Annotated in this window: 20 protein-coding genes; 16 read left to right on the top strand and 4 right to left on the bottom strand. The window is 44.9% G+C overall.

The features are described 5' to 3' along the window. The first annotated feature begins 65 nt into the window (after window positions 1–65). From HMPREF9378_RS05220 to HMPREF9378_RS05300, 16 genes are all read left to right on the top strand, one after another. On the top strand, window positions 66–1,199 hold the full coding sequence (locus tag HMPREF9378_RS05220) for a M20 peptidase aminoacylase family protein (RefSeq protein ID WP_002913835.1): 1,134 nt from the start codon (window positions 66–68) through the stop codon (window positions 1,197–1,199). A gap of 127 nt (window positions 1,200–1,326) precedes the next feature. Further along, window positions 1,327–2,154 (top strand): amino acid ABC transporter substrate-binding protein, encoded by an 828-nt coding sequence (locus HMPREF9378_RS05225; RefSeq protein ID WP_032911200.1) that lies wholly within the window; start codon window positions 1,327–1,329, stop codon window positions 2,152–2,154. Window positions 2,155–2,271: 117 nt separating this feature from the next. Continuing rightward, complete coding sequence (locus HMPREF9378_RS05230) at window positions 2,272–3,654, top strand: M20/M25/M40 family metallo-hydrolase (protein WP_002913832.1); 1,383 nt, start codon at window positions 2,272–2,274, stop codon at window positions 3,652–3,654. A 16-nt stretch (window positions 3,655–3,670) separates the two neighbouring features. Continuing rightward, on the top strand, window positions 3,671–4,264 hold the full coding sequence (locus tag HMPREF9378_RS05235; protein WP_002913831.1) for an MptD family putative ECF transporter S component: 594 nt from the start codon (window positions 3,671–3,673) through the stop codon (window positions 4,262–4,264). 31 nt (window positions 4,265–4,295) lie between these two features. After that, window positions 4,296–5,141 carry an SAM hydrolase/SAM-dependent halogenase family protein gene (locus HMPREF9378_RS05240; protein WP_002896272.1) on the top strand — a complete coding sequence of 282 codons (846 nt, stop codon included), beginning with the start codon at window positions 4,296–4,298 and terminating at the stop codon, window positions 5,139–5,141. Window positions 5,142–5,152: 11 nt separating this feature from the next. Further along, the gene (locus HMPREF9378_RS05245; RefSeq protein ID WP_002913830.1) at window positions 5,153–5,695 is read left to right on the top strand and encodes an ECF-type riboflavin transporter substrate-binding protein; all 543 of its coding nucleotides are present in this window, start codon (window positions 5,153–5,155) and stop codon (window positions 5,693–5,695) included. Window positions 5,696–6,011: 316 nt separating this feature from the next. Further along, window positions 6,012–6,998 (top strand): oxygen-dependent tRNA uridine(34) hydroxylase TrhO, encoded by a 987-nt coding sequence (gene trhO, locus HMPREF9378_RS05250; RefSeq protein ID WP_002913828.1) that lies wholly within the window; start codon window positions 6,012–6,014, stop codon window positions 6,996–6,998. Window positions 6,999–7,237: 239 nt separating this feature from the next. Further along, a complete protein-coding gene (locus tag HMPREF9378_RS05255; protein WP_002902559.1) occupies window positions 7,238–8,041 on the top strand; it encodes a helix-turn-helix transcriptional regulator in 804 nt (267 codons plus the stop codon). A 56-nt stretch (window positions 8,042–8,097) separates the two neighbouring features. Then, window positions 8,098–8,511 (top strand): VOC family protein, encoded by a 414-nt coding sequence (locus HMPREF9378_RS05260; protein ID WP_002902560.1) that lies wholly within the window; start codon window positions 8,098–8,100, stop codon window positions 8,509–8,511. 9 nt (window positions 8,512–8,520) lie between these two features. Continuing rightward, the gene (locus tag HMPREF9378_RS05265) at window positions 8,521–8,880 is read left to right on the top strand and encodes a TfoX/Sxy family protein (RefSeq protein ID WP_002902561.1); all 360 of its coding nucleotides are present in this window, start codon (window positions 8,521–8,523) and stop codon (window positions 8,878–8,880) included. Window positions 8,881–9,173: 293 nt separating this feature from the next. After that, window positions 9,174–10,091 (top strand): DUF4299 family protein, encoded by a 918-nt coding sequence (locus tag HMPREF9378_RS05275; RefSeq protein WP_002902563.1) that lies wholly within the window; start codon window positions 9,174–9,176, stop codon window positions 10,089–10,091. A gap of 182 nt (window positions 10,092–10,273) precedes the next feature. Next, window positions 10,274–10,534: a SemiSWEET family transporter gene (locus tag HMPREF9378_RS05280; RefSeq protein WP_002898091.1), complete on the top strand. Its 261-nt coding sequence runs from the start codon at window positions 10,274–10,276 to the stop codon at window positions 10,532–10,534. Between the two features lie 219 nt (window positions 10,535–10,753). Beyond that, a complete protein-coding gene (locus HMPREF9378_RS05285; RefSeq protein WP_002913825.1) occupies window positions 10,754–11,515 on the top strand; it encodes a nucleoside phosphorylase in 762 nt (253 codons plus the stop codon). Between the two features lie 9 nt (window positions 11,516–11,524). Further along, window positions 11,525–13,210, top strand: a complete 1,686-nt coding sequence (locus HMPREF9378_RS05290; RefSeq protein WP_002900977.1) for an ABC transporter ATP-binding protein — start codon at window positions 11,525–11,527, stop codon at window positions 13,208–13,210. Beyond that, window positions 13,203–14,039, top strand: a complete 837-nt coding sequence (locus HMPREF9378_RS05295; protein WP_002900975.1) for an energy-coupling factor transporter transmembrane component T family protein — start codon at window positions 13,203–13,205, stop codon at window positions 14,037–14,039. The genes HMPREF9378_RS05290 and HMPREF9378_RS05295 overlap by 8 nt, the downstream gene beginning before the upstream one ends. Before the next feature lie 106 nt (window positions 14,040–14,145). After that, on the top strand, window positions 14,146–15,135 hold the full coding sequence (locus HMPREF9378_RS05300) for a hypothetical protein (protein ID WP_002900974.1): 990 nt from the start codon (window positions 14,146–14,148) through the stop codon (window positions 15,133–15,135). Between the two features lie 101 nt (window positions 15,136–15,236). On the opposite strand, the gene rsmG is transcribed toward HMPREF9378_RS05300, so the two are convergent. The 4 genes from rsmG to HMPREF9378_RS05320 all read right to left on the bottom strand — a co-directional run bounded on the left by rsmG (window position 15,237) and on the right by HMPREF9378_RS05320 (window position 20,427). Beyond that, a complete protein-coding gene (gene rsmG / locus HMPREF9378_RS05305) occupies window positions 15,237–15,950 on the bottom strand; it encodes a 16S rRNA (guanine(527)-N(7))-methyltransferase RsmG (RefSeq protein ID WP_002900972.1) in 714 nt (237 codons plus the stop codon). A gap of 81 nt (window positions 15,951–16,031) precedes the next feature. Continuing rightward, the gene (locus HMPREF9378_RS05310) at window positions 16,032–16,775 is read right to left on the bottom strand and encodes an ABC transporter ATP-binding protein (RefSeq protein ID WP_002900971.1); all 744 of its coding nucleotides are present in this window, start codon (window positions 16,773–16,775) and stop codon (window positions 16,032–16,034) included. A gap of 57 nt (window positions 16,776–16,832) precedes the next feature. Continuing rightward, entirely contained in the window at window positions 16,833–19,169 is a 2,337-nt protein-coding gene (locus HMPREF9378_RS05315) for an ABC transporter permease (protein ID WP_002913823.1), read from the bottom strand. After that, window positions 19,144–20,427 carry an MFS transporter gene (locus tag HMPREF9378_RS05320; RefSeq protein WP_002900969.1) on the bottom strand — a complete coding sequence of 428 codons (1,284 nt, stop codon included), beginning with the start codon at window positions 20,425–20,427 and terminating at the stop codon, window positions 19,144–19,146. The genes HMPREF9378_RS05315 and HMPREF9378_RS05320 overlap by 26 nt, the downstream gene beginning before the upstream one ends. Window positions 20,428–20,474: the final 47 nt, after the last annotated feature.

Raw genomic sequence — 20,474 nt, 5'->3', positions numbered from 1 at the left:
AAATATCTTATTCTAATTTTCAATAACTGGTACTTATTTTGAGTTTATTTTAGAAGGAGTCTGCCATGAAAAAATTTTATGATAAACTGATGCAAACGCGGCATTATCTTCATCAGCATCCAGAGCTGTCTGGGCAGGAATTTGAAACGACAGCTTTCCTAAAAGGCTATCTGGAAGATTTGGAGATAAGGATTTTAGAATCCAATCTGAAAACGGGCTTGGTTGCCGAGGTTGGCTCTGGCAAGCCGATTATTGCCCTGAGGGCTGATATCGATGCTCTGCCTATTTTGGAGCAGACAGGTCTGCCTTACGCCAGTCAGAATGCAGGCGTTATGCACGCTTGCGGCCATGATTTTCATCAGACCAGCCTTTTGGGGGCAGCGGAGCTGCTCAAGGCTATGGAAGGAGATTTGAGAGGGACGGTTCGTCTGATTTTCCAGCCGGCTGAGGAAACTTCTCTGGGAGCCAGTCAGGTACTTGCGACTGGTTTGCTGGACGATGTGTCTGCGATTATCGGCTTTCACAATATGCCCCAGCTTAAGGCGGGGCAGCTGGCACTTAAAGCTGGAGCCATGATGGCTGGGGTTGAGAAGTTCAAGGTTGAAGTAGAAGGTGTCAGCAGCCATGCGGCTAGGCCAGATTTGGGTGTTGATACAGTATTGACCTTGACCAGTATGATTCAAAATCTGCAGGCTCTAGTGGCCCGCACTGTGTCTCCTTTTGAAGCAGCCGTCTTGTCTGTAACTCATATCGAAGCGGGAGCGACCTGGAATGTACTGCCGCAGTCGGGCTTTTTTGAAGGGACAATCCGCAGTTTCAATCCATCCTTGCAGCAGCGTCTCAAGGAAGACTTTATCCGAATTGTAGAGAACACAGCGGAGAATTTTGGAGCTCAAGTCAGGATTTCTTGGGACCATACTCCTCCAGTGACCTATAATGATCCCGAATTGGCCGAGCTGCTCTATGAGCACTCACAGAATCTTGCTGAGGTCCTGCCTGCCAGTCCATCCTCGGCTGGAGAAGATTTTGCCTTTTATCAGGAGAAGCTTCCAGGTGTCTTTGCCTTTATCGGCTCAAATGGTGCGGAAAATGCTCCTGACCTCCATCACGACAGCATGGTCATTGACGACGAAGCTTTCAAAGTTTCCGTTCCTTACTATGTGGAGAGCGCCCTCTTTCTCCTGCAGCACTACAGGTAGAAAGTCTAGTGAATGGCTGCCTCAAAGCTGATAAAGAAAAGCTATCACCTCCATAAAAAATATATAATGGTCAAGTTTCTCCTTATTTGATATGATAAAGAAAGACTTTTTAGGAGGAATTCGAAATATGAACTTGAAGAAAACCTTGAAATACTTTTCTCTGGCGGTTGTCAGTGTCTTGGCCATTGGTGCCCTAGTGGCCTGCTCATCATCAAGTGAGAAGAAAACAGAAAAAATAAAGGTAGAAGTCGGAACAGTGGGAACGACCAAACCATTTTCATACGAGGATAAAGACGGTAAACTGACTGGCTACGATATCGAAGTCCTTCGTGCTATCTTTAAGGACTCAGACAAGTATGAAGTCAATTTCAATAAGACCAAGTGGGCTTCTATTTTCTCAGGTCTGGACAGCGACCGCTACCAGATCGGTGCCAATAATATCAGCTACTCTGAAGAACGAGCTAACAAATATCTCTATGCTAGTCCATATGCGAAAAATCCAACAGTTTTAGTTGTCCGTAAAGGTGAGGGCATTAAATCGCTGGATGACATTGGCGGCAAGTCTACTGAGGTTGTTCAGGGGACTTCAACAGCTCAGCAACTAGAGGACTATAACAAGGAACATAGCGATAATCCGACAAAAATCAATTATACGGACGGAACCATTCAGCAAATCTTGGCCAATCTGAATGACGGCCGTACGGACTATAAGGTTTTTGAGCGCATAACTGTAGAGTCTATTATCAAAGACCAAGGCTTGAAAAATCTGGAAGTGATTGAGCTTCCAAGCGACCAGCAACCTTATGTCTATCCGATTATTGCAAGCGGTCAGGAAGACCTACAAAAATTTGTCAACAAGCGAATCAAGGAACTCTATGAGGATGGTACGCTTGAAAAACTATCACAAGAATTCTTTGGCGGTTCTTACCTGCCAGATGCAAAAGACATCAAGTAAGAAATCCCATCAAGTCCAGTCTGCAATTTGGCTGACTAAACTTTGATACAAGAAATACGATAAGGGCGGGGAAGCTTATTTCCCCAGCCCTTTATCTGCTGTTAATAGGAGTAACACATGCCTTTCTCAACTGAGACTGAACAAATCAAGAAATTTGAAAACGACGAGGTTGCCCAGCACTATTTTGAAGTGCTGCGGACCTTGATCTCTAAAAAATCAATCTTTGCCCAGCAGGTTGGCCTGCAGGAAGTAGCCAACTATTTGGGAGAGATTTTTACAGCTGCAGGTGCCAAGGTCATGATTGACGATAGCTATACTGCTCCATTTGTTTTGGCGGAGTTTCTTTCTTCAAATCCTGCTGCTAAGACCATTATTTTCTACAACCACTACGATACAGTGCCAGCAGATGACGACCAGCCTTGGACCAATGATCCCTTTACACTGTCGGTTCATTACGGAGTTATGTATGGGCGAGGAGTGGATGATGACAAGGGGCACATTACCGCTCGTTTGACGGCCGTTCGCAAGTATATTCGAGAGCACGGTGATTTGCCGGTCAATATCATTTTTATGATGGAAGGGGCAGAAGAGTCTGCTTCGACAGACTTGGATAAATATTTGGCCAAGCATCGCAAACGCCTGCGAGGATCAGATTTGCTGGTCTGGGAGCAAGGCAGCCGCAACAATCTAGGACAGCTGGAAATCTCAGGCGGTAATAAGGGAATTGTTACCTTTGATATGACGGTCAAAAGTGCAGATGTAGACATTCATTCTAGCTTCGGCGGTGTTATCAATTCCGCTTCTTGGTATTTGCTCAATGCTCTATCCAGCTTGCGCAGTCCAGACGGTCGCATCTTAGTTGAAGGCATTCATGAGCAGGTTCAAGAGCCAAATGAACGGGAGATTGCTCTGATTGAGCAATATGCCCTGCGAACTCCTGAAGAGTTGAGTCAAGTCTATGGCTTGAAATTACCGGTTTTGTTGGACGAACGGAAGGAATTTCTCCGTCGCTTTTACTTTGAACCTTCGCTGAATATTGAAGGTTTCGGATCAGGTTATCAAGGCCAAGGGGTTAAAACCATTTTGCCTTCAGATGCTCAGGCTAAGATGGAAGTTCGTCTGGTGCCTGGTCTGGAGCCAGAGGATGTGTTAGACAAGATTCGTCGACAGCTGGATAAAAATGGATATCCGGCGGTTGAACTGACCTATACCTTGGGAGAGATGAGCTATCGCAGCGACATGAACGCACCATCCATTCTTAATCTTATCGAGCTGGCTAAAGATTATTACCAAGAGGGCATCTCTGTTCTGCCGACTTCAGCTGGAACTGGTCCGATGCACACGGTCTATGAGGCCTTGGAGGTTCCTATGGCAGCTTTCGGACTTGGCAATGCCAACAGCCGGGACCATGGCGGAGATGAGAATGTGAAAATTGCTGACTACTACACGCACATTGAGCTCATTCAAGAGCTGATTGGCAGTTATCGTCAAGCTGACTAGCGGGAAAGGAAGGCTTATGCTATACTCTACAAGAAAAGACAAACTGAAGCAGGCTGGCTTCTTTTATCTCTTTTATTTCCTAGCCATGATCTTAGGCGTCTTGGTTGGGCTTTTATTTGACCGCTCGGGCAATATGTTTTACGCTCCGGCTTTTACAGCTTTCTTTGGCGGAGTTCTGTTCATCTTCTATACTGAGAAAATAAAGACCTTCGGTCTAATCAGCGGCTTGGGCTGTCTGTTGGGTCTCTTCTTTTTACTTAGCCGACATGGCTTTGGAGCTTTTCTACCAGGTTTGATTTGTGGTATTTTAGCGGATCTTATAGCTCGGTCAGGTAGTTACCAGAAGACTGTTAGGAGCTTGCTGGCTTTTATGGTTTTCAGCTTTAGCACAGCGGGTCCTATTTTCCTAATGTGGCTGGCGCCCAAGCAGTACGAAGCTAGTCTTCTTGCCAGAGGAAAGACTCAGGCTTATATTGAGCAGATCATGCTTAAGCCAGAACCGAGCTTAGTCCTCTGGTTTGTAGCTAGCATTTTACTGGGCGCTTTACTTGGAGCCCTGTTAGGTAGGAAAATCCTTAAAGCTAGACATTCCAAGTCAGCTTCAGACTAAATATCATCGAAAATATAACTAAGGAGAAAACATGAACAATTTACTCGTACTCCAGTCGGACTTTGGTCTGGTAGATGGAGCCGTGTCAGCCATGATCGGAGTGGCCTTAGAAGAATCGCCCACTCTGAAAATTCATCATCTGACTCACGATATCACCCCTTACAATATCTTTGAAGGGAGCTATCGTCTCTTTCAGACGGTTAATTACTGGCCGGCAGGAACGACCTTTGTGTCGGTAGTGGATCCGGGCGTTGGCTCTAAGCGTAAGAGTGTGGTAGCCAAGACTAAAAAAGGACAGTACATCGTCACGCCTGACAATGGTACCCTATCTTTCATCAAGAAGCATGTCGGAATTGAGGCCATTCGGGAAATTTCTGAAGTGGAAAATCGCCGCAAGGATACTGAGCATTCCTACACTTTCCACGGCCGTGATGTCTATGCCTATACGGGTGCTAAGCTAGCCAGCGGCCATATCAGCTTTGAAGAAGTCGGACCAGAACTCAAGGTCGAAGACATCGTCGAAATTCAGGTAGTTGAGACCACGCTTGCGGAGAATTATGTCAGCGGAGCTATTGATATCCTGGATGTCCGCTTTGGTTCTCTCTGGACCTCTATCACCCGCGAGGAATTCTGCACCTTGAAACCAGAATTTGGTGACCGCTTTGAAGTTACCATTTACAATAATGACATGCTGGTCTATCAAAACCAAGTAACCTATGGCAAGTCCTTTGCGGATGTCCGCATTGGCCAGCCTATCCTCTATATCAACTCCCTCTATCGGGTTGGCTTAGCGATTAACCAAGGTTCCTTTGCTAAGGCTTACAATGTTGGCGTCGGTGCCCAATGGCATATTGAAATCAAGAGAATTGAAAATTAAGGAAGAAGAAAATGAAAAATAATACAATCAGAAACGTAGTCGCAACAGGAATTGGAGCAGCCCTATTCGTGGTCATCGGAATGATCAATATTCCAACGCCTGTACCCAATACCAGCATCCAGCTCCAATACCCTCTGCAAGCTCTTTTTAGCGTCATCTTTGGACCAATCGTCGGTTTCCTTATGGGCTTCATTGGCCATGCCATTAAAGACGCTATGAGCGGTGGCGGACTTTGGTGGTTCTGGATTGCCGGTAGCGGAGTCTTCGGTCTATTGGTTGGCTTCTTTAGAAAATTCTTCCGAGTGGAAGAAGGCAAATTTGAAGTCAAGGATATTATCCGCTTTAACTTGATTCAGTTTGGAGCCAATGCAATCGCTTGGCTTATCGGCCCAATTGGTGACGTGATTGTGTCTGGTGAGCCGGTCAATAAAGTCATTGCTCAAAGTATTGTAGCAATTCTGGTGAATTCTGCGACAGTAGCAGTCATCGGAACTGTCCTGCTGACTGCTTACGCTCGCACCCGCACCCGTGCAGGCAGTCTCAAAAAAGATTGATTACATCAAAAATTGAAAGATTGGGAGAATTCCCAGTCTTTTTTTGCACAAAATAAAAAGCATAATGTAAATTATATATTGCATTATAGAGATTTATAAAGTGAAAGGAGAATCTATAAGATAATGGCAGAAAAAGCGCTTTGAGAAGTATTTGGACCAATTGGAAGAAGAGAGATAAGTTGTCCTTCTCATTTAAACTTTCCAGCTCTGCTATTTTTCAAACAAATATTTTGCCCAGTTTTTTCAATCAGGTTATAATAAATAGATGAATTAAAAAATTCAGAAAATTTTATAGAGAAAAGAGAGTTGAAATCTTATGGCAAAAGATATTCGCGTCCTACTTTACTACAAATATGTTCCGATTGAGAATGCTGAGAAATTTGCAGCTGATCATCTGGCTTTCTGTAAATCTATCGGTCTTAAAGGCCGTATCTTGGTGGCAGATGAGGGAATCAACGGAACGGTTTCTGGTGATTATGAAACCACTCAAAAATACATGGACTATGTTCATTCCCTACCAGGCATGGAAGACCTTTGGTTCAAGATTGACGAAGAAAATGAGCAAGCTTTCAAGAAAATGTTTGTTCGCTACAAGAAAGAAATCGTGCACTTGGGCTTGGAAGACAATGATTTTGACAATGACATCAACCCGCTGGAGACGACAGGAGCTTACCTATCACCTAAGGAATTTAAGGAAGCACTCTTGGACGAAGACACTGTTGTCTTAGACACTCGTAACGACTATGAGTACGATCTGGGTCACTTCCGCGGAGCTATCCGTCCAGACATCCGCAACTTCCGCGAATTGCCGCAATGGGTTCGTGATAACAAGGAGAAGTTCATGGACAAGCGCGTGGTTGTATACTGTACCGGTGGTGTTCGCTGTGAGAAATTCTCAGGCTGGATGGTACGTGAAGGATACAAGGATGTCGGTCAGCTTCATGGTGGTATCGCGACTTATGGCAAGGATCCAGAAGTCCAAGGTGAGCTTTGGGACGGTAAGATGTATGTCTTTGATGAGCGTATCTCCGTTGATATCAACCGTGTTGATCCAGTCGTGATTGGGAAAGACTGGTTTGACGGTACTCCTTGCGAGCGCTATGTCAACTGTGGCAATCCAGAGTGTAACCGCCGCATCCTGACTTCAGAAGAAAATGAAGACAAGTATCTCCGTGGCTGTTCTCATGAATGTCGTATTCACCCTCGCAACCGCTATGTTGCTGAAAACGGCCTGAGCCAGGCAGAAGTAGTAGAGCGTTTGGCTGCTATTGGAGAAAGCTTGGAAACATTGGTGGCTCAGTAATTTAATTGTGAAGATAAAAAACTTTAGATGTTTCAAGCGTCTAAAGTTTTTTATCATTTATCTACAGGTAAAAGTCTTGTTGGACAGAGGTTTGGAAAAGCTGACTATTTCCGCTGATTCTTGGGACATCTCGCGGAGCATCACTTGATTTCTTCTTTTCTTTATTCAGGTTTCGATGTTTTGTCCCTTCTTTTTGATGTGATATAATGGGCTTAAATAAATGGGAAAGGAGCAAGTCTATGTCTAAAGCTATCATGGAAGAAGTGGCAGCCTATCTGCGTCAGCATGCAGATGAAGAGCTGAGTCTGACCGATTTGGCTCAGTATTTCCATTATAGTCCTTCTCATCTATCCAGAACTTTCAAGAAAAAGATGGGCTTTTCTATCAAGCAATATATGGAAGCTCTTAAAATGGAAAAAGGGATTCAGGAAATTGTGGAAGGACGGCAAAATGTGACCGAGACCTCTATGGAAGCTGGTTATGATAGTCTAGGCAGTTTTTCCAATACGTTTAAGCGGCATACTGGACTTTCGCCTAAAAAATATTACCAGGAATCAACCAAGGCTTATGATTTTATGGTCAAACAGCTGGATGAGAAGGGAGCTTTGTTGCATCAGGATCCCGACTGTAAAAGTGGCAATCGCTTGACCGTGGCGCTATCTTATCCTGAGGGGTATGAACCTCGTATCAGCTGTGTCGGGCTTTTTAAAACCCGCATACCTAAAGAAGAGCCAGTTATCGGAGTAGCACTGAGTCAGGAGAGACTGTTTACTTTTGAAAATGTACCGGATGGCCACTACTATCTTTTGGCCTGTGAATTGCTGGAGGATTTACGCCTAACTAAAAACTATGTCTTGAAGCATAACTTTCGCTGGGGCAGCGATGAGCCTCTCACTTTTTCAGGCGATAGCATCTATCAGGAGGAAATCAGCATGCGCAGGCCCTTGCCCAGCGATCCACCTATTACAGTTAATCTTCCAGTTTTAATCATGCGTTCCCTAGCCAAACAAGCGCAATTGAGAATAAGAAAATTTTTATCCTAATTGATAAACTGATACTAGAGATTTATTCTCAGATATAAAAAATTGGAGGAACAATAATGAAATTAGACGTGTTTTTAAGTTTCAATGGTCAGGCCGAAGAAGCTTTTCGTTTTTATGCAGATCTTTTTCAGACAGAGATAAAGGGACTTGTCCGAGCCAGTGATATGATGGATCCAGCTGACCTTCCTGCAGAAAAACGGGATAAGGTTGCCTGGATTGCCTTAGATACGGAAAACTTAACTCTGCATGGTGAGGATGTAGGTGTTTTTAATGACCTATCTATTCCTAGCAATCATCAGCCCAATCAATGGTTGGTTCTGAGTCCAGATAGTAGAGAAGAAGCCGATGAGCTCTTTGCTAAGCTTGCTGAAGGTGGGCAAATTCTCTATCCTTTAGAGGAACAAGCTTTCGCAGAGTTTTATGGCCGCTTGATTGACCGTTTTGGTATCGGCTGGGATGTGATGAAATGAGGTAGAAGGATGGCTTATAGTGAATCCTTAGCCCAGCAAGTCCGTGCCATTTTAGCTACTGATCTTCCCCCTCATGTTTTTGAAGAAGAGGTAGAAGAGAAGAAGATGTTTGGTGGTTTGGCTTTTATGGTCCGAGGTAAGATGACCGTTACTGTGAGTTCGAGAAGTCAAGAGCTTATCATGGTACGCATCGGTAAGGAAATGGAAAAGCAGGTTCTGCCTAAAAATGGTGCTAGCGTGACTTTAATGAAGGGTAGGCTTTATCATGGCTATATTGATTTAGATGGCGAAGGACAAAAAGAACTGTCTTACTGGATCAAGCTAGCCTTGTCCTACAATCAGGAGCTGACGCAGCAGAATAAAAAATGAGAAGTGCTCAGATGAGTTTGGCTTTCTTAGAAGTTTATTCATTGTCTTTTTATGAAATTCAAATATATTCTTAGAATCTGTATTGATGAAGCTTTCAATCGAAAAGTATCTTCATGGATACAGGTTTTTTCGTCTTTTTCTTCCAAAAATGTTATACTAATACCAGAGTCCGTTTTGCGAATGAAGTTTATCTTTAAAAGTCTTGGAGAAAAGCTAGTTTGTACCAGTATTGAGTTTTGATTTTGCATTTTCTCGCTTTTTGAAAGGCTTTTGTCGTTAGAAAGGAGCATGGTATGAGTATTTCTTTTTACATTCAGAACCGAAAGGGCTTGTTTAGCTATAAGGCGGTCGAAACACCCTTGTCTCTGGTTTCCTTAGTAGAAGGGCTTGAGGTCATAGGCCTCGAGGGCGATAAGGCTTATCAATCCTTGGATCAGGTCGGAACTTTTCTGGCTGTCTATTGGGAAGGGGCAGGCCGCGGGTTTGAAGTTTATTATCTGCCAGACCGGGAAACCTATCAGGTCCGCGTCTTGACACCATCAACTGTGGGTGATTGGAAAGGGGCCATTCTCTTCATGAGTCGTTTGGCTCAAAAGATGAAGCAGGATATTGTCGATGAATACGGCACCACATACACTGCTGACGGGATTTTTAATATTGATTTTGAAGCGGATATTCTCTACGGCCTGAACGATGCCAGAGTTGCAGCTGCGCCTATGCATGTTTTCGAAGGCTATGCTCATGATTTGTATATGTCGCAGGAAAAACTTCTGGAACTTTTCAAGGCAGAAGATCCTGTGGAGGAGTTTGGCAGGCAGATGGCTGAGATGCAGCAGGTTCAGAGTCAATTTTCTACTCCTAAGTATTATAAGGATCAGGGTGGGAAATACCTGGGTTCTTATGTCTTGGCAGAAGGAGTGGACACAGTCCTTCCAACTCAGCCCATGCCCAAGGGCTACCTGATTAAAGAGATGATTGAGAGCGGTGCTAGTCAAGATATGGAATGGCATCTTCATATCCTGATAGAGGATGCCAGCAGTCCGCAGGGGTATAAATATCTGACAACAAAGGATTTAAAAGCTTTTTTAGAGAAGATTCCGGACACTCACCGTAGCTATCTGGATTCCAGCCAGATCCGGATTCAGCCACTTAGTCGACTGGAACTGGAAGCCATTTTGGATCAACTTCCCGATGGAGAACCGAAGTTTTAAAGGCTAGGAAAATCTACTTTTTGAATCTTAACAGAGCTGCCAAAAGGCGGCTTTTTTTAGGGCTATCAGCAGTTCTCACAATTTTGTGACTCTTTTCGTTTTGATAACATTATTGAAAATATCTTGAAAATTTCAAAAAGAAGCTATAGAATAGAGGTCAGTTTTATAAAAAGGAGAACGAAATGAAAGAAAAACACATGCTAATCTTGGGCTGGGTGGCTACTTTTATGTCTGTTATGATGTATGTTTCCTATATCCCACAGATTATGAATAATCTAGCTGGCAACAAGGGTGACTTTATCCAGCCTTCAGTAGCTGCTCTAAACTGTACTCTCTGGGTCATTTATGGCCTATTTAAAGAGAAACGGGATATTCCTTTGGCAGCGGCTAATATGCCGGGCATCGTATTTGGCTTGATTACTGCTGCAACAGCCCTTATGTAAGATGAGATTGGGAGTTATTCCCAGTCTTTTTTGTTGGAAAATCATTGGATAAAGTACTCACTTCACTTGTAGCTATAGAGTCTGCCTATGGCTTTGGCTATGTAGAAAATATGCAGGCAGCGTTCAGTAGACAGCCTTTTTATGATACAATGGTAAGATGAAGTCAGTAGACACCTGCTGGCATTTTCATCAGTAAGAAAGGGGTAAGAGAGCAAGCCTATGATACTTGAAGAATTTGACCAAAGTCGCAAGGCCATCATCAACCCAGAGGACTTGAATGAGTCCATAAAAGGTTTTCCGGAGACGGCTGTTTCCTGCTTTGCCAGAGAGACTTTTGCTCGGATGTTGGCGGATTTTGAGCATGAGCTGATTACGACGACTAGCATGGCAAATATTGAAATTCCCATCTATCGTATTTTCGCAGATGGACGGGAACTGGCTCTCTTCAATGCACCTGTTGGAGCTTCGGCCTGTGTGGCTATTCTGGAAGACCTGATTGCTTTTGGCATGAAAAAGCTGGTGCTTTTCGGTACTTGCGGTATCTTGGATGAGGAGATTAAGGAAACGTCCGTCATTATCCCGACGGAGGCCCTGCGCGATGAAGGGACTAGCTATCACTACCAGCCAGCTAGCCGTGAGCAGAAAGTCAATCTTGGCTTGAAAGATTTTTTGACGGCTTTTCTGGATGAGCGTGGTATTTCCCACAGCAAGGGCAAGGTCTGGACGACAGACGGCATTTACCGTGAGACGCCTGCTAAGCTCCGCCAGAGAAAGGCTGAGGGAGCTATTTGTGTGGATATGGAATGCTCAGCTGTAGCGGCTTTAGCAGCTTTTCGAGAGATAACCGTCTGCCAGTTCTTTTATGCAGCCGACCACTTGTCTGAGGAAGCTTGGGATATGCGCAACCTAGCCAATCATGCAGACTTAGACGAAAAAGATAAGATTGCCAATCTAGCGATTCAGATCGCTCTGGCACTATAGAGAAATAAGATGAAAAAACCAATTATCCAATTTGAAGACTTTAGCTTTCAATATCAGGCCCAGTCTGAGCCGACCCTGAAGCAGATCAATCTGACTATTTTCGAGGGGGAAAAGGTTCTGATTGTTGGTCCGTCTGGCTCTGGTAAATCAACGCTGGGCCAGTGTCTCAATGGGATTATCCCCAATATTTATAAAGGAGAGGCCAGCGGTCAGCTCTTGATTAAGGGGCAGCCAGCCTTTGAATCCAGCATTTATGATAAGTCCAATCTAGTCAGCACGGTCTTGCAGGACACGGATGGCCAGTTTATCGGGCTTAGCGTAGCAGAAGATCTAGCCTTTGCGCTGGAAAATGACGTGATGGAGCTGTCGCTTATGCGCGAAAAAGTCCAAACCTGGTCAGAGAAGCTGGATTTATCGGAGCTTTTGCAGCATCGGCCCCAGGATCTATCAGGCGGTCAAAAGCAGCGCGTCAGTCTGGCTGGGGTTTTGATTGACGAGAGTCCTATTCTGCTTTTTGACGAGCCCTTGGCCAATCTGGATCCCAAGTCAGGGCAGGATACCATTGATTTGATTGACCAGCTTCATCGGGAGACGGAAACAACGACTCTGATTATTGAGCACCGCTTGGAAGATGTTCTTTACAGACCGGTAGACAGAATAGTGCTTGTCAATGACGGACGTATTCTCTTTAATGGACAGCCAGATGACCTGCTCAGAACCCAACTGCTAGCTGAAAATGGCATTCGCGAGCCGCTCTACATTACCACTCTACGCCAGCTGGGCGTTGATGTGGAAAAGACTGAAGGATTGTCCCGCTTGGATCAGCTACAGCTGGCAGATGTGACCTTTGAAGGCAGAGATTGGTCTGCCCCTGACAAAGAGCCTCAGGAGCCCTTACTGGAACTGGAACATGTGTCCTTTGCTTACCAGAGCGGAGGCAAACCTATTTTGCAGGATATGAGCCTGAAGATTTTCAAGGGTGAGCGGATAGCCATCGTTGGTAAAAATGGAGCTGGTAAGTCAACCCTGGCCAAGGCTCTCTGTCAGTTTATCGAGACTGATGGGAGCTATAGATGGAAAGATCAGGACATCAAAGGAGACTCTATCAAGGAGCGAGCTGAGCGGATTGGCTATGTCCTGCAGAATCCCAATCAGATGATTTCGGCAGCCATGATTTTTGATGAAGTGGCTTTAGGCTTGCGCTTGCGTGGACTGGCAGAAGCGGAAATCGAAGAGCGGGTCCATGCGGCTCTTAAAACGTGCGGCCTCTATGAATTCCGTAGTTGGCCGATTTCGGCCCTGTCTTTCGGCCAGAAGAAGCGGGTGACTATTGCGTCTATCTTGGTGCTGAATCCGGAGATTATCCTCTTGGATGAACCGACAGCTGGCCAGGACCAGCGCCATTATACCGAGATGATGGACTTTCTAGACGAGCTCAACCAGCAGGGACATACGATTATCATGATTACCCACGATATGCAGCTGATGCTGGATTACTCAGATCGGTCAGTGGTTGTGGTGGATGGTCAGATTTTAGCCGATAAGGCGCCTGCTCAGGTGCTGACAGATCAAGAGTTGATTTCGGCGGCTCATCTAAAGGAAACGTCAATCTTTGCTCTGGCTGAGAAAATTGGTGCCGACCCTCTGGCTTTGACCGAGTTTTATATGCGAGAAAAGGAGGACAAGCATGCTTAATCAGCGAAAATTAATCGGCTACCATGCAGGCGAGACGTTTCTTCATGGTTTGTCCGGTGCCAGCAAGATGCTGTTCTTCGTTCTGGTATCAGTAGCAGCCATGATCAGCTATGATACCCGCTTTTTGCTGGGGCTAGCCCTACTGTCCCTCTGTCTCTTTCGGCTGTCTCACATCCGCATCCGAGACATTTCATTTGTTTTGGTCTTTGCGGCATCCTTTGCTGCTCTTAACTTAGTGATGGTCTATCTTTTCGCGCCTCAGTATGGTGTTGATATCTATGGAGCCAAAGATGTCCTCTGGACCGGATGGGGAGCTTATAATTTAACAGCTCAGCAGCTGTTCTACCTCTTTAATCTCCTGCTCAAGTATGTTTCGACCATACCTCTGGCAGTGATTTTCCTCATGACAACCCATCCCAGTCAGTTTGCTTCCAGCCTTCATCAGCTTGGTATTTCCTATAAAATTGCTTACGCGGTCAGTCTGACGCTCCGCTATATTCCAGATTTGCAGGAAGAGTTTTTCCTGATTAGGATGTCTCAAGAAGCGCGTGGGCAGGAATTATCCAAGAAAGCCAAACTCACTCAGCGCGTAAAGGGAAATCTGCAGATTATCATTCCGCTGATTTTCAGCTCACTAGAGCGCATCAATACCATTGCCACAGCCATGGAGCTACGCCGTTTCGGAAAAAATAAAAAACGCACCTGGTATACCTATCAGGCTCTAAGCAAACGAGATATGCTGGTGCTGACACTGGCAGTCGCCTTTCTATTGCTTTGCTTTGCTCTCTTCGCAGTCAATCACGGCCGCTTTTATAACCCATGGAGGTAGGATGGAGCATGTTCCTTATGAAGGTATGATTTTCTATGGTGTCTCCTATTTAGATGCTATTTTCATAATCTTTTGGAGAGTTATATGCTGAAAGGGAAGGAGTAATATGAAGAAAAAATGGAAATTTATAGCAGTGCTCGTAGTTGTTTTGTCTTTAGTTGGCTCTTACGATGTTTATCGGTATTTAACGCAGAGTCGTTATAAGCAAGTCAAAACTGCCATCGAGCCAAGTGACTATGAGTTTATTGCAAATAGACAGGGGTTGGTAATTTCTTGGAAATCAGTAGATTCTAAAAATGATGGTCAAAATGCTTCTGAAAAATTAAAAAATGAGAATATACCGCTAAGGTATGGAGAAGTAATCCATGGTAAGCGTTATTTGTCTACTGAAAGCTATCAACTAGTCCATGAATCTAGCGATAAAAATTTTGATGTAAATAAGTTGAGCTTGGGAGAATTTTGGAAAATTCAGGTATATGACACAAGTACGAAGAATTTGTCTTTAAAAGAATATGATTTAATAAAAGCGATTAAGAATTATGATGATCAATACTCTCCCATTCCTGGGCGTAATGTTAGTTTCTACACCTACAATAATCAAGAATATAGGACTCTTCCTTTACAAAAAACTGGAGTAGGAACGAAAGAGGGTAAATGGGTACTATTTAATATGTCTAATGGGAGAATAGAGGATTTTCCTAAGGGGACAAAAAAGACATTTGACAAACGTTTAAATTATAATTTAGGTTTGTTTACGAATTTAAAGGATTACTATTCTGATGATATAAATAGTTTCAATTCAATCCATTTTACTTCCTCCGTTGTTAAACAATCCTTCGACTGGCGCCTAAAGGAGGAATACCCTAAAGCTTATGACTTGATGACGAATCAGGGAGGTCAATTATATCTTTTGACGGATAAGACAGATCCTAAACTGATGTCAGACATTTACAGTCTTTTAATTCCAAAAGATAAGCAGTTATTTGATAACTTAACTGTTTATGGTAGTGTCACAAAAGACGGTCAAGACCATGTAGTCAATTCTTATGAAGAATTTATCAATGTTTTAAAACTAGAGGAACAGGACAGTAAGTAAGCGATTTTTTGTACTTGTCGCAATCTTGCAGTATCTCTTTTCTACATTGAACTTCTAGTCATTTACATAAAAAACCAGGCAAGGATTGCCTGATTTTTTTCTTATAATGGTCTTTTGTTTGGCATGCCGGCTTTGCGGGGGTATTTATTGGGTGTTTCTTTCTTCTTTTCCACCACTGTGATAAAGCGGGGGTCACCGTTTGGTAGGGCATAGCTGAGGTTGTCTTGGACCTTGCTAAAGAGTAAGTTGAGGGCATTTTTTGCTTCTTCAAGTTCTTCAGGAGCATTAGAAGCCTTAAGCGCCAAAAGCTTCCCGCCAACTTTTAGGTAGGGAATGGTCAGCTCAGATAGGACCTGCATCCGAGCGACTGCACGGGCAGTGACCAGGTCAAATTGTGCCCGAAAGGCCTTGTTCTGAGCAAAATCTTCTGCGCGACCGTGGTAGAAGTGAACCTTGTCCAGCTCCAGCTCCTCTGCTAGCAGTTTGAGGAAGTTAATTCGTTTGTTGAGCGAGTCAATGATGGTCACATCCAGCTGAGGATAGATAATTTTCATAGGGAGGCTAGGAAAGCCAGCACCGGCTCCGATATCCAGCAGCTTAAGCTCTTGATTATCAATCAGGGCTTGCAAAACGGGCGCAATTGAATCATAGAAATGCTTGAGATAGACTTCATTTTTCTCGGTGATAGCTGTCAGATTGATTTTTTCATTCCATTCGACCAAGAGTTCAAAATAATGCTCAAACTGGTCTTTCTGGCGGTCAGTCAGCTCGATTCCCTGCTGGGCTAAGAGCTGGTAAAATTCTTGCGGTGTCATAGTTTCATCCTTGTTTGTCAGTATTCATCCTATTATATCATAAAAAGGAGACCCCGGCATTCTGCCAAAGGGCCTCTTTTCTTATATGCCAATCTGATTGAGCTCCGCCAAGAGCAGCTGACGCCGTTCATCCTGATTAGCAGCTGGGTCAAATAGAACTTCTTTTTTTATCTTGCCATCTAAAATGAGCAGAACCTTGTCTGCATAGGTAGCCACACTGGCATCATGCGTCACTAGGAGAATGCTTGCACCCTGCTGGTGGAAGTGCTGCATGAGCTCCATAGCTTGCCGGCCAGCCTGAGAGTTGAGCGCTCCTGTCGGCTCGTCAGCAAAAATGATTCGAGGCTGGTTCATGAGAGCCCGGCAGATGCCGGCTCGCTGGAGCTGGCCGCCCGATACCTGATGGATAGAGCGGTGAGCAATGTCCTTAATGCCAGTCAGAGCCATTAACTCCTTGGCTCGCTCATAGGCTGCCTTTCGCTCACTGCCTTTCTTACCAATGATACTTGGTAGGCAGATATTGTCTAGGATATTGAGATTCTTCAGGAAGGTTGCCTGCTGGAAGACAAAGCCGAAAGCCTCTCTGCGAAGGCGGTCTAAGTCCTTATCTTTCATGGCTAGCAGGTCCTGTCCCTGGTAAAGAATCTGTCCTTGGTCAGGTCTGTCAATGGTGGACAGAAGATTGAGAAGAGTGGATTTCCCGCAGCCGGACGGCCCCATGATGGCGATGAATTGGCCGCTTTCAATCTCTAGCGACAAATCACGGAGAATGGGCTCCTGATTTTCCTGATAGCTTTTGCTGAGGTTATGTGCTTCTAATAACATAGGCTTCTCCTCGGATGTAAAATAAATGCTAAGCGCTCGAAAGCTATCTGCTTAAGATTAATGTTCCTTGAGATAGCGTCCAATTTCCAGCTTGTTCAGAGCTCGGAGACTGATGTGTGCTGCTGTGAGTCCGCTAAGAAGCAGAGTCAGCGGTGCCCATAGAAAAGTAAGCGACTTATTGATGATGAGCTGGAGTTTGCTGATACCGAAGCTGCTGAGCAGCAGACTGCAGACTTCTTGCCCAAGACTAAGGAGCAGCAGGTCGGCTATTGCCAGAGCCAGCATCAAGATGAAGCAGACAGCGAGCAGGTAGTGGCTCCTGAGTCGTTCACTGCCAAATCCCAGCATCCGATAAAGCGCCAAGTCAGCTTGATCCTTAGTGAAAATCATATAGACAAAGAGAGTCATAAGGATGAAGACAATGCCGAGCCCTGTCCAGAAAACGCTGGTCTGAATCAGGCGGAGCATGGCTAGCGTGTCATCAAAAGTCTGATGGAAAAAGTCTTCTACATCGGTTAATTTATAGTTGGAATAGCGTTTTTTCCATTCGTTGATTTTTTGAGCTTTGTTGCTAGCATCTTTAAGACGGATGGTCGTCAGACTATTGAGGGTTTGCGCTTGCTTTGTCACAAAGACAGCCTTGGCGGTCTTGCCTCCGTAGGTCAGGTCCGAGTAGATACCGACTACTTTTAGTTTTCTTGCTTGACCGTCTACCGTCAAGGTCAGACTGTCTCCAACATTTAGCTTGAGCTCTTCTGCCTTAAGCTTGGAGAGGGCAATTTCATGCTCGTTTTTAGGATAGCGGCCTTGGCTGTATTTGACTGGAAATCCCGCATGGTTTCCCAGAGTTACCCGCAACTGCTGGGTCTGACCTTGCTGGTCTTGATAGGAGAAATTCTGGCTCTGGTACTGATTAATCTCTGCGATATCCTTGTCTGCCTGCAGTTCTTTCAGAAGCTGGGCAGCCTTGGTATCAATGTCTTCAGTCTGAGAAATATCAATCAACACATCTGCCTGACCAGCTCCCAGATACTGGATGAAGTTCTTGTCCATCACAGTGCTATAGAGACTGGCTGGTAGCAGGATAAGCAGGCTAATCAAACTGACAATGAACAAGATAGTCAAATAGAGTTTCTTATGATTGAGAATTGTTTTCAGAGCGAAATAGGGTCTGTCTAAAAAGGGAATAGTCGGTAAGCCCATTTTGGGAGTAGAACGAGTCTCGGTCAGACTGTTGGAAGAAGCTAATCTTAAAGCTTGGCCGGGGGTCATTTTCTTAAAAGAGCTGAGAGGCCGGGCAGTCAGCCAGAAGACCAAGAGACAGAGCAGTAGAGCCACTAGCATTTCCAAAAGATAGCTATAGAAGGGCGTCGGACTTTGCCCCATAGACAGTGCCATCTGCTTTTTAAAAGGAGAACTCAGGAGAAAGGACAGTCCCCATCCAGCGATGGTTGCTAGAGCCAGACAGAAATAATACTTGGTCAGGTAGACCCTGCTGATAAAGCTTTGGGGCAGTCCCATCACCTTCATAACGGCAATCTGCTGCAGGTCTTCTTGAATCTTGGTCAAGAGGGCAAAGCGCATGCAGAGAAAGGTCATGCCAATGATGGCCATAACCAGTAGCCCCATGACTAGGATGACTAGAGCATCATTGAAGCCGTTAATCATCTTGATAGTCGGATAGGTAATCATAGGCGGTCCATTGGACTCAAGCTCGGCATTTTTATAGGCTTGCTCGATAGTAGAAATCTGGCTAAGCTTATGCACTCGAAAGGCAATCAGGTTCTCATTAGATGCAAATGCTTCTGTTTTCAGAATCTGCAAATCAGTCTGTGAGATGAGGAAGCGTTTGGAGGAGACTAGACTGGCATTCATCTGGGCATCTCGGATAAATCCCTGGACAGTCAGCTGGAGCTTGCCGACTCTTATTTGGTCGCCGATTTTGATTTTTCCGCTGTTGTAGTAGTAAAGGGGGATATAAACTTGCCCCGGCCGAGGCTGGGCAGGCTGGTTATCCTGATCCAGCAGAAAGTCAAAGTTTTGGTTCTGACTGGAAAAGCCATTATCCTGAGAGCTGTCCTGAAGCGAGTCCTGCCCATTGATGCGGATGGCTGACCCTTCCACGTTGACAAAGTCTGTCAGCTGCCAGGAGGCAATTTCCGGATACTGTTGGACGAAGTTTTGCAGGCGTTCTCGGTCGACGCTTCCGCTGTGCATCTGTAGCAGGTGAGGACTTTTAGCTGTTTCCACAAAGCGCTCAATTGAGCTAGTCAGACTGACGGTCAGGCGCGTGGCTGCAAAGCTCAGAGTCAGAGTCAGAAGCAGGAAAAGTCCAATGACTAGCATGCTGACTTTGTTTTCTTTTAAATCATTTTTTATCAAGCGTTGAAACATATTCCAGCTCCTTTACTGAACGAGCTCGGGAGAGCAGGTAAGCACCGATGCTGATAGAGATACCGGATAGGATAAAGAGCAGACCGTAACCTCTGCCTCCTCCAACACCGATGATTTTTCCGACAGAATTTGCCAGCCAGCCAAAGTAAGTTAGCGAGGGCTTGAAAAGAGTGTCCGCGACCCAACCCATGCCGGCATAAGCTAGCACATAGCCCAGTTGAGAAATAATCCCGATGGTCCCCCAGACCTTGCCTTGGTCGGCTTTGTTAATATTGATGCGGACTAGATAGTCAATGGCTGTATTGGCGAAAGGCAGGGCAGCAAAGAGGAGAAAGCCAAAGCTGCAAATCCAGATGAAATTTTCTTTCATTCCCAGCCCAACCATGAAGAATCCCAGTAGAAATAGTGAGAGACAGAGCATACGATGGAAGTGTTTTTTTATAGCAAATATCCCCAGAACCAATCCTCCTATCAGCATCCCGCTGCTAGAGATGGTCATGACCCAGCCGGCTGTTTTGGCGTCTGCGAAAGCCAGCACCAAGGGAGAAAGCAGGATTTGGACTGTTCCCAAAAAGAAGGAAAAGCCTGTTCCAGCTAGGACTAAAATCCAGATGCCTTTTTTTCTATAGACGATTTGAAAACCTTTAAGGAAATCCGCCCAGAAACGACTATCACTGCTATAAACTTGTGTGTGAATGGCCCTACGAGCGAGCAAGGTGCAGGCTACTGTCACGAAAATGGTTGAAAAATCCAGCAACAGAATCGGGCTGATATGTCCACTCGCCAAAATCATTCCAGCCAAGGCTGGTGAAATCAGATAGCGGGCAATGCCATTAATCTGGGACAAACCAGTTGCTTTTGATAACTGGTCCTCAGGCAGCAAGTCGGAAATCGTAGCTCGAAAGGCCGGATTGACCAAGGCTGAAAAGAGCGAGCTAATGGCAGCTCCGATACAGATAAAAATCAAAGCAGGATTCTTCAGACTAAAGTAAATCCAGAGAACTCCTAAGCCTGACAGGCCATCTCCCAGGGCCATCAGCAATCTTCGGTCATAGCGATCTGCCAGAATTCCAGCCAGAGGAGTAACCAAAAGACCGGGTAGGAAAGCACAAAGGGTAACAAAAGAAGAAACAGAAACCAAACCGGTCAGCTGGAAGATATAAACACCTAAAGCGAAAGAAGTCATACCAGAGCCGATTTCTGAAATGAGGCTTCCTATCCAAATCAATAAAAAGAGTCTAAAACCTGATTGTTTCATAGTTGCCTCCTTATGTTTGCAATGTCAAGTAATTGTAAATAGTGAAT

This window comes from Streptococcus sanguinis SK1 = NCTC 7863 (genome assembly GCF_000194945.1).
GTDB lineage: Bacteria > Bacillota > Bacilli > Lactobacillales > Streptococcaceae > Streptococcus > Streptococcus sanguinis.
Note: the sequence above shows the minus strand (reverse complement) of the source record. Positions and strands in the feature narration are given on the sequence as shown.